The organism is Bacillus ndiopicus, from assembly GCF_000612805.1.
GTDB classification, from domain to species: Bacteria; Bacillota; Bacilli; order Bacillales_A; family Planococcaceae; genus Metasolibacillus; species Metasolibacillus ndiopicus.
Map to the genome: position 1 here is coordinate 274,364 of NZ_HG964403.1, position 15,679 is coordinate 290,042.

Genomic DNA, 15,679 nt, shown 5'->3' on the forward strand with positions numbered 1-15,679 from the left:
GAAACGATGTCCTTTGGCATGGTTTTAGATTATATAGACGAATATTTAGACAGTAAAAATCCAAATAAAAAGCCAAAAACTAGACATGCAAATCAAATTGATTTTGATAGCTTTTAATATGTCAATTTAGTAAAAAAGGTGGTGTTAGTATTGGCAGAAAACCGGAGCGGAAGCATTAGGATTGACGTAGATGGTAATACAAGATTGTTAGGTGTTATCTTACGAGAAGTAAATGAAGAAGCTTCCAGAGCCCAACAGGAATTAAAGGCAGTTGAGCGTGCGCTAAAGTTTGATGTTGGTAATGCAGCTTTAGTCAGTAAAAGATTAGAGGAATTAGGTAAGTCTGTTCAAGCGGCTGAACAAAAATTAACTATACTACGAAACGCACAGTCACAAGTAGAAGAACAATTCAGATCAGGGCAAATCGACTATGAGCAATATAGAGATTTCCAACGAGAGCTGACAGCTACAGAAAGTCAATTACGAAGATATAGTACCCAATTAAATAATCTAAAAGCTGAGCAAGAGGAATTAGAGAAATCTACTAAAGATTTGAACACTTTTTTTGAAGCAACTGGAACAGAGGTTAGTCAATTTGCTGATATATTAGGTACACGTTTAACGAATGCAATTCGCAGTGGTTCAGCTTCCACAGAGGAAATAAATAGAGCATTGAAGCTGATGGGGCGAAGTACTTTAGGTGCTAGTGCAAACATTGATGAAATGCGAAGGGCACTAAGGAGTGCAGGCGAAGGCGCAAGTCTCGATCAAATTAAACAGGATTTAGAGGGTATCGGCAAAAGAGCTGGGGATGCAAGTAATGCTTTGAATGACTTTGCACAGAAGCAAGCAGATTCATTAACAAGCAATGTTACGAGTGTTGTAACGCAGGCCTTAGATGTATCTAGCCTAAATACTAAAATAGATATTATGTTTGATGTACCTGAAGAAAGTATTGCAACTATACGAGATTCAGTGACAACAGTAACAACATATATCGGAGATCAAGAGGCAGCATTAGAGGGCGTACGTAAGCAATGGGCCTTGAATAAAGATCAATCTGATGAAGCAAATGCATCCATTATTCAAGGGGCTGGAGCCATTGCGAATGTATATAGCCAAATTGATTTTGCTGAGCTTGTTCAAGGAGTCAATGATGTTGGTACAGCTTTAGGTATGAGCAACGAAGAGGCGTTAGGTCTTATTGATAGCTTATTGAAATCTGGATTTCCTCCTGAGCAGTTAGATACTATAGCTGAATACGGGGCGCAAATGAAGGAAGTAGGCTTTACTACAAATGAAATACAGGCCATCTTTGAAAAAGGCATTGATTTAAAAAACTTCGATATAAGTAGCTTAAATGAAGGCATTAAAACGGCCAATACTAATATGAAAAGTTTTGGTCAGGAAGTACCAAGCTCATTAGCTAAATTATTAGAAGGTACTGATGTTTCGGTAAAGCAATTCCAAGCATGGGGCCAAGCAGTTGCAAAGGGTGGAGAAGACGGCGCTTCAGCCATGGGAGAAGTATCAAATTGGCTCCAAGCTATCGAGGATGATTCTTTACGTAATAAATTGGCGATGGAAATATTCGGTACAGAAACAGGGCAGCAAGTCAACGATATGATATCTGTTTTTCAAGGGCTTGCTGATGCACAAGATAAAACAGCAGAAAATGCACAGGGCTTGAGTGAAACAATAAGACAAGTGGATGCGGACCCATTGGTACGCATCGGTGAAGCAGGTAAATTAATAAAAGATTCACTTCAACCTGTTTTTGAAGTAGTAGCTGATTTCATTGGGAAAATAGCAGAATGGGTAAGCAATAATGCGAATCTTGTTGCTGCAATTATAGCAATTGCTACGACAGTTAGTATTTTAGTCGGTGCATTTGCCACATTAATGCCTGCTGTTGGTGGACTTGTCACTGCATGGCCGGCTCTGGCTTCTGCGATAGGTATGATACTCTCCCCTGTGGGATTGGTCGTAGCAGCAATAGCGGGAATAGGCATTGCTTTAGTAGCAGCTTATGAAAACTCTGAAACATTTAGAGAAAATGTCAATAATGTGTTTAATCAAATAAAGGATATAGCAGTCATTGTTTTTGAAGCAGTGGCTTCTTTTATTGGAGAAAAAATAGCATTGATTAAACAATTTTGGGATGAAAATGGCACGCAAATTATGCAGGCTGTCGAAAATGTTTTTAATACAATCAAGGGTGTTATTGACTTGGTAATGCCTGCTATCCAATTTGTTATCGAAACAGTGTGGACAGCAATCCAAAATGTGATAAATGGTGCTTTAGATATCATTATGGGAGCCGTGAAAATATTTAGCGGCTTATTTACAGGCGATTTCTCTAAAATGTGGGAAGGAATCAAGCAATTATTTTCTGGAGCTATCGAGTTTATTATTGGGTGGACAACATTGACGTTTTTTGGCGGTATCAAAAAAATCTTCATGGACCTTGCTCAAGCAGGAATCAGCCTACTAAAAGGAATGTGGGACAATATTGCAAGCTTCTTTTCGACAATGGGTACGACTGTATCAACAACCGTTTCTAACTTTACAGTGTCCATTATAAATTTCTTCAAAGGGCTGGCACAGAATGTTATTAGTTCTGTCAAAAATATTTGGAGCGATTCCGTTTCATTTTTCGGTAATTTAAGCAATTCAGTAAGAGAAATTATATCCTCAATGGCAAGTACTGTTTGGCAAGCTATTAAAAATCTGGCGACTAATTTTATTAACACAATTTCTGCAATGAAAACGGATGTTACAAATAAAATTATTGATTTGACCGTAGACATGATTGCCAAGGTTAAGTCATTACCAGAGAAATTCGTTGAAATTGGTAAAAATATTATTGAGGGTCTAATAAGAGGTATCTCTAACATGACAGTTAATGCGATTGAATCAATTACTGGTGTTGTGGATGGCGTTATAAGTAAAGCAAAGTCGTTATTAGGTATTAAATCTCCATCACGTGTATTTGCAGCGATAGGCTCTGACACGGTAAGAGGGATGGAGGTCGGGATGAGTGGGCGACAAAAGCAGTTGAATCAGGTTATGACCGATTTAACAAAGGGGCTTGAGCAAATATCAGCCAACTTCCGGGAAAATGAAAAGAAAATAACAGAGGACGCCAATAAAGAGATTGGAGCTATAGAGAAAAAAGCTTCAGATGATATAGCAAAGATTAGACAAATTGCTGCATCTAAGAAACGCGCATTAACAAAAGAGGAAGCAGATTCTATTGCACGTATCAAAGCACAGAGCGAGCAAAAAGTTACTGCCATTGAAGCAAAGGCGATACAGGATAGAGAAGCTTTACAGGCAGATAATGATAAAAGTCGTTTAGAGGCAATTAAAAAATTCATCAGTGATAAAAAATCATTAGATCAATTGAATATTCTTCAAGAGATAGAGGTTTGGAGACAATCCGTAAATCATTTTAAAGATGGAACAAAGGAAAAAATCGAGGCACAAAAAGCTTATCAAAGCGCAGTACAATCCCTGAATTCGCAGCTTTTAGCTATTAATAACGAATACGAGTCAAAGGCTAAAACGATCAATGATAATCTGATTCAAGGTGAAAAACGCCTAAATGATGAATATACTAACGCCTTAAATTCACGCATTGGTACATTGAAGAATTTCAAAGGGCTTTTCGATGAGTTTAAAATTGATTCAGAAAAAAAGGGCGTACAGTTACTTCTAAATTTAGAAACGCAGGTTAGTGGCTTTAAAACATGGCAGGAGCAATTTAATTTGCTATCCTCTCGTAATGTAATTAGCCAAGGGTTATTAGTTGAACTACAAGGAATGGGGCCAAATGCAGTTTCTGAGCTAATCGCGCTAAATCAATTAACGGATGAACAGCTATCACGTTATTCTACTTTATATGAGGAAAAATCCAAATTAGCTCGTACCCAGGCTGAGCAAGAATTATCCGGTATGAAATTAGATGTACAAACAAAAATAAACGATTTACGTGTAGCTGCTGGAGAAGAGTTAACGAAACTAAATACAGAATGGCAAGAAAAAATTAGGGGCATTGTTCAAACAACGGATAATGAATTAATAACATTAAGCACAGTAGGTGAGAATGCTGGTAAAGGTTTATTGCAAGGTTTAATTGATACAGCACCTGCAATTGCTCAAAAAGCGTCTGAAATTGCAGAATCTATTAAGCAAACAATTAATGAAGCACTAGGTCTTGATGTTCCTTCATCTGATACGAAAGGTTTTGGTGTCAACCTTAATGAGGGCGTAATGACGGGAATTAAGAAATCAAGCTTGAAATTACAGCACACCATGAGTGCAGTGCGAGGCTCATTATCATCATCTACTAATAAGTCAAGGGATAACCAGGTAGCGCAAACACAGATTATCCAGCAAAGTGCTAATATAAATATGGCATCATTAGTAGAAGCGATTACACAATTGGCTGGGCGTCCTGTACAAACTGTAGTTGCTGTAGATGGTAGAGAGGTCGCGAATGCTGTATCCACACATCAATATAGTAATGCCAATCTTTCAGCTTTAACGAAAGGGGTGGTGTTATGATAATTGAATTGGAAAATGGTACCCGTTACGATATTTCGGACTATAGTTTAAAAAGACTTTTCCACTATATACCTTCTGTTGAGTTAGCCCATACAATACAGTCTGTAGAAGGCAATGGGGATATTGTAACGGCAAGTGAATTTAAACAGCGTGTGATTGCTGTTAAGTTTTTATATATTGTTCAGGATATTTATGATTATTACTTATTGCGTGATGAATTAAATGCTTTATTTATGCGCGATAAACCATTCTATATTATCTTCAAAAAAGAACCTTACAAGCGCTATAAGGTTCGATTAATGCAGCAGCTTTCTACCGAGCCTTCCGCACATATGAACAGCTTTGACGTGCAATTCCGCATGGAGAATTTATTTGCTGAGTCAGTAGGGACATCCTTAGATTTACAAAATCGCAAGCTATGGGACGTAGATTTATGGGGCTGGGGCATGGGTTTAGATTGGGATAAAGAATACTATTATGAGCATGCTTCAAACAACTTCACTATCGACAATATTGGCAATGCAATGATTGATCCGCGTCAGCATGAGCTTGAGATTACCATTAAAGCGAAAGCGGCGTCCTATTTGCAAATCACTAATCAGACAACAGGTGATATTTATAGGTACAATGGTCCGCTAACGACGAATGATACGCTCATTTTAAAAGATGTCCGCACACTTAAAAACGGCACATCTGCATTTAAAGATACAAATAAAAAGCTAATTACATTAGCACCAGGACAAAATATGTTCATTGTGGAGGGCGGTACTATTCAAAGTATCGCTTTTAATTTTAAATTCTTATATATGTAAGGAAGTGATGGAATGACATTGTATAATACAAAATCGCCTATTACGCGAGAAGAGAGAAACAATATTAATGCGACATGGCAGGATATTTTAAATCGCTTTGCAAATCTTCAATATCAAATAAAATTGTTGGCTGGAGGCGAGGAAGTAAATGAGCTGTTACAACGTATTGAAACAGCAATACAAAATGCAGAAACTGCAGTGCAAAGCTACATCGCACAAGTAGATGAAAATGTACAACAGTCTATAGTGGCGGTTAATGAATTGATTACAGAGCTAACAGATGCTTTATATGACACGCAACAAGCAATCAACAATGCTAATGCTGCTACAACGAATGCAACAGATGCAGCAGATGCAGCTAATAATAAAGTGGCTGAGGCTACTCAATTATTAACAGCACTAGAGTTGTTACAAGATGAGTTACAGGAAATGCGAACATCATTAACGCTAATTGCCTCAAATGCTCAGGAGGCTACACAAGATGCTATTGAGGCAACGGGAGCTGCTAATACCGCTACAACCAATGCACAAATAGCAGCAGACAATGCCAATGATGCAACCACAGTAGCGACAAGTGCGGCTAATAGAGCAAATACAGCAGCGGAAGCAATTGAGGGATGGGGAACTGCTCGGGCATGGAACAGTACAGCCAACTATATTAAAAATAACTTTGTGACAGACGAAGGCTCTACTTGGCAAGCGCTACGTCCAAATAGCAATGTAAAGCCTGTTGAGGGGCAAGATTGGACTTGTATAGCGCGTCGAGGTATAGATGGTCAAGGGGCAATAAGTACTATTAGTCATAGGTCACCAACACCAGATGGCAATTTTGATGTGGAAATGCAAGACGTTGAGGGGCTTAATGCGGCTTTGCAAGAATTAGAGGACTTAGTAAATTCAATTGTTGAAACAGGTGTAGCTAAACTTGTGCATTATCCTTACACCATTCAAGCAAGTTCAGACGGTCAGTCGGAAATTGAAATACCATTGACTACATTTGACAAAGATACTGATACTGTATTGTTAATTAAAAACTCAATAGTGTTGTATGAAACAAAAGATTATTCAATTACTGATAAAAAAATCACCTTAGTTAACCCTGTTGGAGTTGCCTCAGATACTTCATTCTACATGCTTATCCTTAAGAATGTACCAATGGGTGAAGAAGGCGGCGTTTCTGCCTCTGTTTTAACAGATGGCTCTATTGCTAAAAGAAAGCTAGAGCAAGCTCTACAAGATGAAATAGACAGTAAGGCAAATAGTTCAGATTTATCAAGCCTGCAACAAGAGTTTGACGCACATAAGGATAAAAGTGCATCTTTAACCGAGGCTGGGCATGTACAGTTATCTAATACACTTACACCGGACGAAACAAAAGCTCTAACACCAAAAGCTGTTCACGATTTACCATGGCAAAAACACAAACTCACTGAATCAAGTGGTCAAGCGGTAAATTTATTTACAGATACAAATTTAAATGATGTGGTATCTACTGGATTATATAGGGCATTTTTTGCTACATCCCCAGTAGGGGAAATTGTAGAAGCTGGCACTTATTCACTTTTTGTTATTAAAAATCACGATAGTAGTAACGCAGTAACTCAAATGCTCATTGGCGAAAATACTGCACCTGGTCGAATTTATACAAGGAGCAGAAACTCTGCTGGAATATGGTCAAAATGGATTAAACAAGTATCTAGTAATTTAACATGGGTAGAAGCCACTTTGCAAAATGGATGGCAGCAAGCATCTGATGCAGTAAATAAATTAAAGTACACAAAAGATGACTTAGGTTTTGTCCATTTGCAAGGAATTATCACAGATGGAATTGCTAATGAAGGTATAACTGTAATGACGTTACCTATAGGCTTTAGACCTGTACAGGCTTCAATACCTATCACTGCCATAAAGTCACAAGATTTAACAAGTCCAATAGTGCAGGTAAATAATTTTGGGAATGTGGTTATTAATAAGCTAGGTTCTACAGGTACAGTACGAATTAATGGATTTTTTTATGCAGGCTAGTGATTATGAAGCCTCTTTATATATTAGAAAGGAACTGATTAGATGGCAGGGAAAATAACTAAAGAAGAATTTCATCCACCCTTAGTTGATGAACTTAATCAATTTGCTGCACATACAAATGATACTGTTAGGCATATAACGCAGGCTGAGAGAGGTTATTGGAACGCAAAACGGAACGTGACAGTACCTTCGAATGTAATTGAAGCTGACCCAAACACTGACACACGCGATTCTTTTCTATGCCGATATGATAATATGGGGGATGGTGGAGTAGCTTTTTGGTATGTCGAGCAAAGTTTCTATAGCACTAATAACAAATGCCAAAGAGCGACTAGTTATGCAGGAGGTAAGGCGCACTTCAAAGTTAGACATTACTATTCTAGCACAGGGTGGTCGTTGTGGTCAGATACATTACAATGGTTTGAAGCCACTCCACAAAACGGATGGCAGAGACAAACAGTTAGTGGAGCGCAATTAAAGTATACAAAAGATGATTTAGGCTTTGTCCACTTGCAAGGAGAATTAAAGGATGGTACTCACGCTAATAATACGGTAATAACTACTTTGCCAGTTGGCTATCGTCCATCAACGACAATTGTTACATCATGTGTAAAGGCAAATGACGGCTCGCTAGTCTCTACGCAAATTAACCAAAATGGCAGTGTTATAATCATTGGTCTAAGCTCTACAGGCACATTAAGAATAAATACAAGTTTTTATGTGGAGGTATAATTTATGTATATTATTTATCAAATAGACGAAAATGGTTTTCTAGTTTGGGAGTCTGGTATGTTAGTTAATGAGGGTGAGCAGTTAGATGGCTATATCAGCACACCATTGCCACAAGGCGTTTCATTTTATAAGCCTCGTTGGGTAAATGGTGAATGGATTGAAGGTAAAACAGATGAAGATTTTATTGAAGACGAGTTTTTAGCCTCATTACAGCCGTCGCAATACGAGCTGGAAAAAGCGGAGCGTCAATTGGAAACAATCGAATTATTAATTGAATTGGAGGTCATTTAATTATGAATACAGTGCAAAAGAAATTAGTCGAATCATATGCAACGTTGGTGATGGGGGAACGTATGAAAATTGAAGATGTACCAGAAACAAAAGCAATCGGTGCTAATGCGTATGTGATTCGAAGTGAAGTAGAAATCGAGATTGCTAACCGTACAATCAATGCGTTAGTATAAAGTCCCTAAGAGAGGGGAAGTGAAAAATGTTTTATGTTACTAGCCTAGATGGCTCGATTTGTGAGCCATTAATAAATATTTCGAATGACTTTAAAATGGAACAATCAGTAGACGGCACTTTTACAGTGTCGTTTTCTTGTTTTCCAAGTAAAAACAATCATGGTTATGATCTTTTACAGTCTGAGGCAATTATCACTGTGGAGAATCAAGATTTTAGGGTTAAACAGTATAGTAATACAGCCTTTGGTAAGACTGTAACAGCTATTAGCACATTCTATGACCATACGAAAACACAACGACATAGTATTTTTAGTGGTAGTCCCACGTTACAGAATCAGATTAATTTTGTACTACAAGGTACTGGATGGACTGCCAAAGTAGACAGTGATATTGCTAATTTAACAAATGATATTGATAAGCTTGGCAATGATAATGTGGTTTCGTTAATCACAAAAATATGTAACGCTTATCAATGCGAATATATGATTTTGCCAAATAAGAGACTGCATTTTGCTAAGCAAGTTGGAGGCGATTATGACTATCAATACCGCTACAAGCACAATGTATCAAGCGTTGTCTTAAAAGAAGATACAACTAATCTTACAACAGTTATACGCGGCTATGGTAAAGATGGATTAGAAGTGATTTATCGTTCTCAAAATGCTGATGTTTTTGGGGAGTTAGAGGCGGAGCCGGTTCGCGACGATCGTTTCACGGATGTAAAAGAATTAAAGGATTACGTGGCAACTCAGATACAAGATGTGCCTGATTTAGCCATTGAATCAACAATACCAGAGCTAACAAAGCGTGAAATTGGTGAGCGTATATGGTTAATTTATGAACCATTAAATGTTGAAATGCAGACACGTATATTAAAGCAAACATTAATATTACGAGAAGGAAAATTGATAACATCTTCTGTAGTGTTTGGCAATTCGTTGATTAAATCTGCTATTGATTTATTTGTAGAACAAAAGGAGCAAATTAACGATAACAAAAATTATATCGACGAAACGAAAGACGGAATTAACGAAACGATTGAAGAAAAAGTACGTGAGATTAGCTTTCGTTTTGAGGAAACAGAAGAGACTATTCAAGACCAATATACTAAAATAACGAATGAATACAGTGCGTCAATTACTGCAAACGCACAGGTTATTCGTACAGAAATGAATCAAAAAGAAACGGTTATAAATAACCGTATAGGCGCTCAATATACGCAAATTACAAGTGAATATAATTCGAGCATTACACAGACAGCCCAGTCGATTCGAGCAGATGTAAGTGCGTCTATTGCTGCTGTTAATGGTAGCATTCAGAGCGTACAAAATTACGCATCAAGCATTGCACAAAAAGCAGATCAAATACAATTAACTGTAAATAGTCAACAGACAACCATAAATGGTTTAGGGACTCGTGTAACAAGTGCAGAGAGCAGTATTAAGATACAAGATGCTCAAATTTCATCGAAAGTCAGTCATACAGATTACAACGGACGGACAATTACATCATTAATTAATCAAGACCCTTATGCAGTTAGTATATCAGCAAGCAGAATCAATTTAAATGGCGCAACTATGGTACAAGGTAAAATTACTGGTTCATCATCAATTGAAGTAAACACTGACCTATATGTAGGTAATAATATTTACTTAGGTTCAGCGATGGCAACAAGTACTAAACAAATCATATTCAATTCTATGGCTCGTATTACTGCTGGTGGTGGCTTTGTTGGAGCGGATATGACAATAAGTGCTGACACTTTATATTTAGATGCAGGGACTATAGATTTTTCAAGGGCTGGGAATGTGAAAGGTTTAAATGTACAAGCATCAAGTGTTAATGGTTATACAATGACTTACACTACTTCTGGAGGGAAAAAATACATGACCTTCAGACAATATGGAAGCTATTTAGGACAAGTAGAAATAAATTAAAGGAGTGTTACTATGGATTATCAAGTACAACTAAACAATGGACAAGCTATCAATTTAACAAATGCGGAATTTGATGTTGCGGCTTTTACTGCAATGCTAAATGACCAAAAAATCAATTTCGTTAACATCGGCGGGGCAATCATTAATAAACACATTATCATTAGTGTTTTGCCTGTAGCAGTTATTGAAACGCAGTCAAACGACTAGCGTTATTTTTATGCCTTCCACGATGATATTGTGGAAGGCTTTTTTAATCTCAAAAATTAATATGAAGGGTGATGTATATGGAAATGATTGAGTTTTTACAAGGTTTTTTGAAATCAGACAGCACAAAATTAATCTACATTTTATCATGTATTTTGTTTGCTAATATACTTGATACTGTAGTTGGCTGGCTAAATGCGAAATTTAATAAAAAGGTGAAATTTAGCAGCTCTAAGGCTATCTTTGGTGTAGCGCGTAAAATAACTTTATTTATTGTACTAGTATATGCTATTCCTGTCGCACTTTTGATGCCAGAGCCTCTTGGTATTGGTGCGTTATATGTGCTATACATCGTTTATTTATTAAGCGAAATTAATTCGATTCTAAATCATTTTAAGCTTTCTGAGGATGATAAAAGTATGGATCCTTTTATCAATTTTTTCAAAGGCTTAATGCGCCGTGAAGGGAAGTGAAACGATGAGCATCACAGCAACTTGCAGAGATTTAGCTGAGTTACTGCCCATTGCACAAACTGCTTGCCGCTTGCTGTTCCAAGAGTGCTACAAAGCTGGTATTACAAACATTTTCATTACTGAGACATATCGTTCACAGGAGCGGCAAAATTATCTTTATGCGCAAGGACGCACTAGGCCAGGGCAAATTGTCACTTGGACACTTAATAGTAATCACAAATCACGTCTAGCATGGGATATCGCTGTTGGTTCTCCGCAATCATTATACGATGTTAATACGTTAAATAAAGTTGGCACACTTGCTCGTAAATTAGGGATCACATGGGGAGGCGATTGGACAGGCAGTATCGATCGACCACATTTCGAAGTTAAGTCGACATGGCAAATGCCAAAAGGCTATAAGCTTGAAGGTCAAGTGGTTGTGCCAAGCAACAGCAAGTTTAAAGTGCAGCTAATCGTAAAAGATAAAGAGGAGGAGATAGCAATGCCACGAATGTGGAATCCAGGAAGCCCGGCAATGCAAACAACAGCAGAGGCTTTTTTAGCACAAGCAGCCAAGGAAGGTATTATCAATGAATCACACGTTAAAGATTTGCAAAGCAAACAAATGACTACAGATCGATTGCTAGGCCTATATATTACAATTAATCAACGCCGTAGTTAGATTAAATAATAGAAAGCCCGTTTCTTCAATTACTAATTTGGAGAGGTCGGGCTCACTAAAATCCACTTTAAAACTTCTTCACTTTGTCAATGTCAACCTCAATGAAATAATAGCTTTTCTTCATTTATCAGAAAAAAGACACAAAAAGTTCACAATTACAGAAATGCTTTAATTTAGCGGTTTAAAGCGTAAAATTATTAGAATATTTACGTATTTTAGTGTTAGAGCATTTTGAATGTTATTGACTATGTAAAAACCCCCATGTAATATTACGATAATTATCGCTTTGTCCAAATAAAGTGTGACAAGAATTATAGGGGGATTTATTGAATATGAAAAACAAACTAGCCTTTTTACTAGTAGCAGTGCTATTACTGTTAGCAGCATGCGGCACTGGCTCAGATAAAGAATCATCTACTAAAACTGAGACAGATAACAAAGGAACTGAAGAAGCAAAAACTTATAAAATCGGGGTAACACAAATTGTTGAGCACCCTTCATTAGATGCGGCATATAAAGGTTTCCAAGCAGCATTTGAGGAAGCGGGCATTAAGGCTGAATTTATTTATAATACGGCAAATGGTGACAACAATGCGAATATGTCAATCGCACAAAAACTAGTAGGCGATCAAGTAGACTTAATTTTTGCGAACTCTACACCATCGGCTCAAGCAGCAAAGAGTGCGACAAATGATATTCCAATCGTATTTACCTCTGTAACTGATGCGGTTGATGCACAATTAATCGACTCAATGGAAGCGCCTGGTGGCAATGTAACAGGTACGATTGACTTGCACCCAGATACAATCGCTAATACAGTAGCGTTTATCAAAAATGAATTAGGTGCGAAAAAAGTTGGCACAATTTACAACTCTGGTGAGCAAAACTCAGTAGCGCAAATTGCACAGGTGAAGCAAGCTTTAACAGAAGCAGGCTTAGAGTTAGTGGAAGCATCTGTAGCAACATCTGCTGAGGTAAAACAAGCAACTGAGTCATTAGTAGGGAAAGTAGATGCACTTTATATCGTGACAGATAATACTGTTGTTTCAGCTTTAGAATCGGTAATTGATGTGGCGAAAACAAACAGCCTTCCAACAATGGTAGGAGAGCTTGATTCAGTAGCACGCGGCGGTTTAGGTGCATATGGCTTTGAATACTATGATATTGGTTATGAAGCAGGGCAAATGGCACTCAAAATTTTAGAAGAAGGCAAATCGCCAAGCGAAGTACCAGCTGCATATCCAGCAAACTTAAAATTAGTAATTAATAAAGGAACAGCAGATTCATTAGGCATTGAAATTAAAGACGCATGGAATGCTGAAGTAAAATAATTTTTTAGGGGATGATTCAACATGTTTACAGCATTATTTGGCTCAGTGGAGCAAGGAATCATCTATGCAATTATGGCACTCGGAGTGTATTTAACATTCCGAGTGTTAGACTTTCCAGATTTAACGGTTGACGGAAGCTTTGTAACAGGGGCAGCTACAGCGGCGATGATGATTGTGCTTGGTTATCATCCAATTATCGCTACATTGGTCGCAATTGTTGCTGGATTTTTTGCAGGATGTATGACGGGTCTATTGCACACAAAAGGAAAAATAAATCCATTGCTTTCTGGGATTTTAATGATGATTGCATTATGGTCAATTAATTTAAGAATTATGGGCTTAACTGCTGACAATACAATCGGTCGCTCAAATATCCCTTTATTAAATGAGGGGACAATCTTTACGCAATTCTACAGTTTTTGGAGCAAAGTAGGCATTGATGATGCATTGAATGGTATGCTAAAAAACATGGGTATTACACCCGTGCCATCAACTTGGGGAACGTTACTTGTTGTTGTTATTATTACTGTAATCATTAAAATTATTGTGGATTGGTTCTTGAAAACAGAGGTTGGGCTTGCGATTCGTGCGACTGGTGATAATAAACGGATGATTCGTAGCTTCTCAGCTAATACAGACCGATTAATTATTTTAGGACTTGGTATCTCAAATGCACTTGTCGCATTTTCCGGTGCGTTAATCGCACAATATGCAAAATATGCTGATATTGGACTTGGTATTGGAATGATTGTTATTGGTTTAGCCTCCGTTATTATTGGAGAGGCAATTTTTGGTACAAAAACAATTTTCAGCACAACATTAGCTGTAGTTGTTGGGGCGATTGTTTACCGCATTATTTATGCGATTGCACTACGCATTGATTGGTTAGATACAGGGGACATGAAGTTAATAACAGCAGTTATTGTTATTTTGGCACTTGTTATTCCGCAAGTATTAAATAAACGTAAGCAGCAAAAAAGTAAGGCAAAGCGCTTAGCAGAAAAACAATTGACGAAGCAAGGAGGTCAGCCACTTGCTTAAATTAGAACATATTAACAAGATTTTTAACGAAGGCACACCTGACGAAAAGGTTGCGTTAAACGAGATTAATTTACATTTAGCGCCAGGGGATTTTGTAACAATTATCGGCAGTAATGGTGCAGGGAAATCAACGATGATGAATATGATTTCAGGTGCATTAACGCCTGATTATGGAACTGTTTCAATCGATACTACAGATGTAACGCGCATGCCAGAATATAAGCGTTCACAATATCTTGGGCGAGTATTCCAAGACCCAATGGCAGGGACAGCCCCTTCTATGACGATTGAGGAAAACATAGCTATTGCTTATTCACGTAATGCAAAACGCACTTTGCGTAGAGGCGTGGACCGTGAACGTCGCGATTTTTTCCGTACATCGCTTGAGAGACTACATTTAAACTTAGAAAATCGCTTAAATGCAAAGGTAGGTTTATTGTCAGGTGGAGAGCGTCAAGCATTGTCATTATTAATGGCAACATTCACAAAACCAGCCATTTTGCTATTGGACGAGCATACAGCGGCATTAGATCCCTCACGCGCAGAGCTTATTACGCGTTTAACGAAGGAGCTAGTAGAGGCTGATAATTTAACGACATTAATGGTTACACATAATATGCAGCAGGCTTTAGATTTAGGCAATCGCTTAATTATGATGGATAAGGGACAAATCATTTTACAAATAGATGAGGCAACGAAGCCTGGTTTAACGATTCCAGACTTAATGGCAGAATTCGAGCGCATTCGCGGCGAGAAGATGAATTCGGATCGAGCGTTGTTGGGGTAATGTTCAAAAGCGCAATCTCTTAATGAGGTTGCGCTATTTGAACTATTTTTTGAATGACTAAGTTATTTTCATTATTATCTTCTATTATAAATATATAATCAGCTTCATCACAGGATATATTTGCTGAGGATTCATTTTGTTGTATAAGAATTTGCTCGAAGTTTGAGTGGGGGCCTCTAAATATATTTGTATTTCGTTTACTTTCCTTTATTCTTTTAAAAAGTATTTCATCAGAAATATCAAAATGTACTATAATGCGAATAAATTTCTCTTTAGTGAAAAATTCTTCAAACAACTGCAAGCGACTGCTTTTGCTACGATTTGCATTACACACAATAATATGTAGATTTGTTTGCTCAATGGCATAATCAATAATGTATTTTGAAAGACCGTTTTTTAATGTGTTAGCACCTGATTTAGGTAGTAATTTTTTATAATAAGCATTAATAAACTCAGCATGATTATCTTGATCCATTATAAAAGAGTGATGCAATTCTTTTTCTAATTCTTTAGCAAAGGTGCTTTTTCCACTGTGTGTTTTTCCAACTGTCATAATCAATAGCCGTTTCATTTTTCATCCCCCAATCATGTACTTATCTAATTATAAATGAAAGGAAATTTCCTGGGGAATATTATATAA

14 protein-coding genes are annotated in these 15,679 nt (G+C 37.4%); 13 read left to right on the forward strand and 1 reads right to left on the reverse strand.

Going from position 1 to position 15,679, the window contains the following annotated elements:
* Window positions 1–150: 150 nt before the first annotated feature.
* From TY13_RS19625 to TY13_RS01340, 13 genes are all read left to right on the forward strand, one after another.
* The gene (locus TY13_RS19625) at window positions 151–4,569 is read left to right on the forward strand and encodes a hypothetical protein (RefSeq protein WP_052344194.1); all 4,419 of its coding nucleotides are present in this window, start codon (window positions 151–153) and stop codon (window positions 4,567–4,569) included.
* Window positions 4,566–5,381: a distal tail protein Dit gene (locus tag TY13_RS01290; RefSeq protein WP_042470676.1), complete on the forward strand. Its 816-nt coding sequence runs from the start codon at window positions 4,566–4,568 to the stop codon at window positions 5,379–5,381. The genes TY13_RS19625 and TY13_RS01290 overlap by 4 nt, the downstream gene beginning before the upstream one ends.
* Window positions 5,382–5,393: 12 nt before the next feature.
* Window positions 5,394–7,406 carry a pyocin knob domain-containing protein gene (locus tag TY13_RS01295; protein ID WP_042470678.1) on the forward strand — a complete coding sequence of 671 codons (2,013 nt, stop codon included), beginning with the start codon at window positions 5,394–5,396 and terminating at the stop codon, window positions 7,404–7,406.
* Between the two features lie 42 nt (window positions 7,407–7,448).
* Window positions 7,449–8,138 (forward strand): hypothetical protein, encoded by a 690-nt coding sequence (locus TY13_RS01300; protein WP_042470679.1) that lies wholly within the window; start codon window positions 7,449–7,451, stop codon window positions 8,136–8,138.
* Window positions 8,139–8,141: 3 nt separating this feature from the next.
* Window positions 8,142–8,429 carry a hypothetical protein gene (locus tag TY13_RS01305; protein ID WP_042470681.1) on the forward strand — a complete coding sequence of 96 codons (288 nt, stop codon included), beginning with the start codon at window positions 8,142–8,144 and terminating at the stop codon, window positions 8,427–8,429.
* Window positions 8,430–8,431: 2 nt separating this feature from the next.
* A complete protein-coding gene (locus TY13_RS20475) occupies window positions 8,432–8,602 on the forward strand; it encodes a CD1375 family protein (protein WP_154661486.1) in 171 nt (56 codons plus the stop codon).
* Window positions 8,603–8,628: 26 nt separating this feature from the next.
* On the forward strand, window positions 8,629–10,539 hold the full coding sequence (locus TY13_RS01310; protein ID WP_042470683.1) for a phage tail protein: 1,911 nt from the start codon (window positions 8,629–8,631) through the stop codon (window positions 10,537–10,539).
* A gap of 12 nt (window positions 10,540–10,551) precedes the next feature.
* Entirely contained in the window at window positions 10,552–10,746 is a 195-nt protein-coding gene (locus tag TY13_RS01315) for a hypothetical protein (RefSeq protein ID WP_042470685.1), read from the forward strand.
* A 77-nt stretch (window positions 10,747–10,823) separates the two neighbouring features.
* Window positions 10,824–11,216, forward strand: a complete 393-nt coding sequence (locus TY13_RS01320; protein ID WP_052344195.1) for a phage holin family protein — start codon at window positions 10,824–10,826, stop codon at window positions 11,214–11,216.
* 4 nt (window positions 11,217–11,220) lie between these two features.
* Window positions 11,221–11,880 (forward strand): M15 family metallopeptidase, encoded by a 660-nt coding sequence (locus TY13_RS01325; RefSeq protein ID WP_042470686.1) that lies wholly within the window; start codon window positions 11,221–11,223, stop codon window positions 11,878–11,880.
* A gap of 332 nt (window positions 11,881–12,212) precedes the next feature.
* Window positions 12,213–13,211 carry an ABC transporter substrate-binding protein gene (locus tag TY13_RS01330; RefSeq protein ID WP_042470688.1) on the forward strand — a complete coding sequence of 333 codons (999 nt, stop codon included), beginning with the start codon at window positions 12,213–12,215 and terminating at the stop codon, window positions 13,209–13,211.
* A gap of 21 nt (window positions 13,212–13,232) precedes the next feature.
* Window positions 13,233–14,252, forward strand: coding sequence for an ABC transporter permease (locus TY13_RS01335; RefSeq protein WP_042470689.1), 1,020 nt, complete (start codon window positions 13,233–13,235; stop codon window positions 14,250–14,252).
* Complete coding sequence (locus TY13_RS01340) at window positions 14,245–15,039, forward strand: ABC transporter ATP-binding protein (protein ID WP_042470691.1); 795 nt, start codon at window positions 14,245–14,247, stop codon at window positions 15,037–15,039. Before TY13_RS01335 ends, TY13_RS01340 begins: the two co-directional genes overlap by 8 nt.
* Before the next feature lie 19 nt (window positions 15,040–15,058).
* On the opposite strand, the gene TY13_RS01345 is transcribed toward TY13_RS01340, so the two are convergent.
* Window positions 15,059–15,610, reverse strand: a complete 552-nt coding sequence (locus TY13_RS01345) for an AAA family ATPase (protein WP_042470693.1) — start codon at window positions 15,608–15,610, stop codon at window positions 15,059–15,061.
* Window positions 15,611–15,679 lie beyond the last annotated feature (69 nt).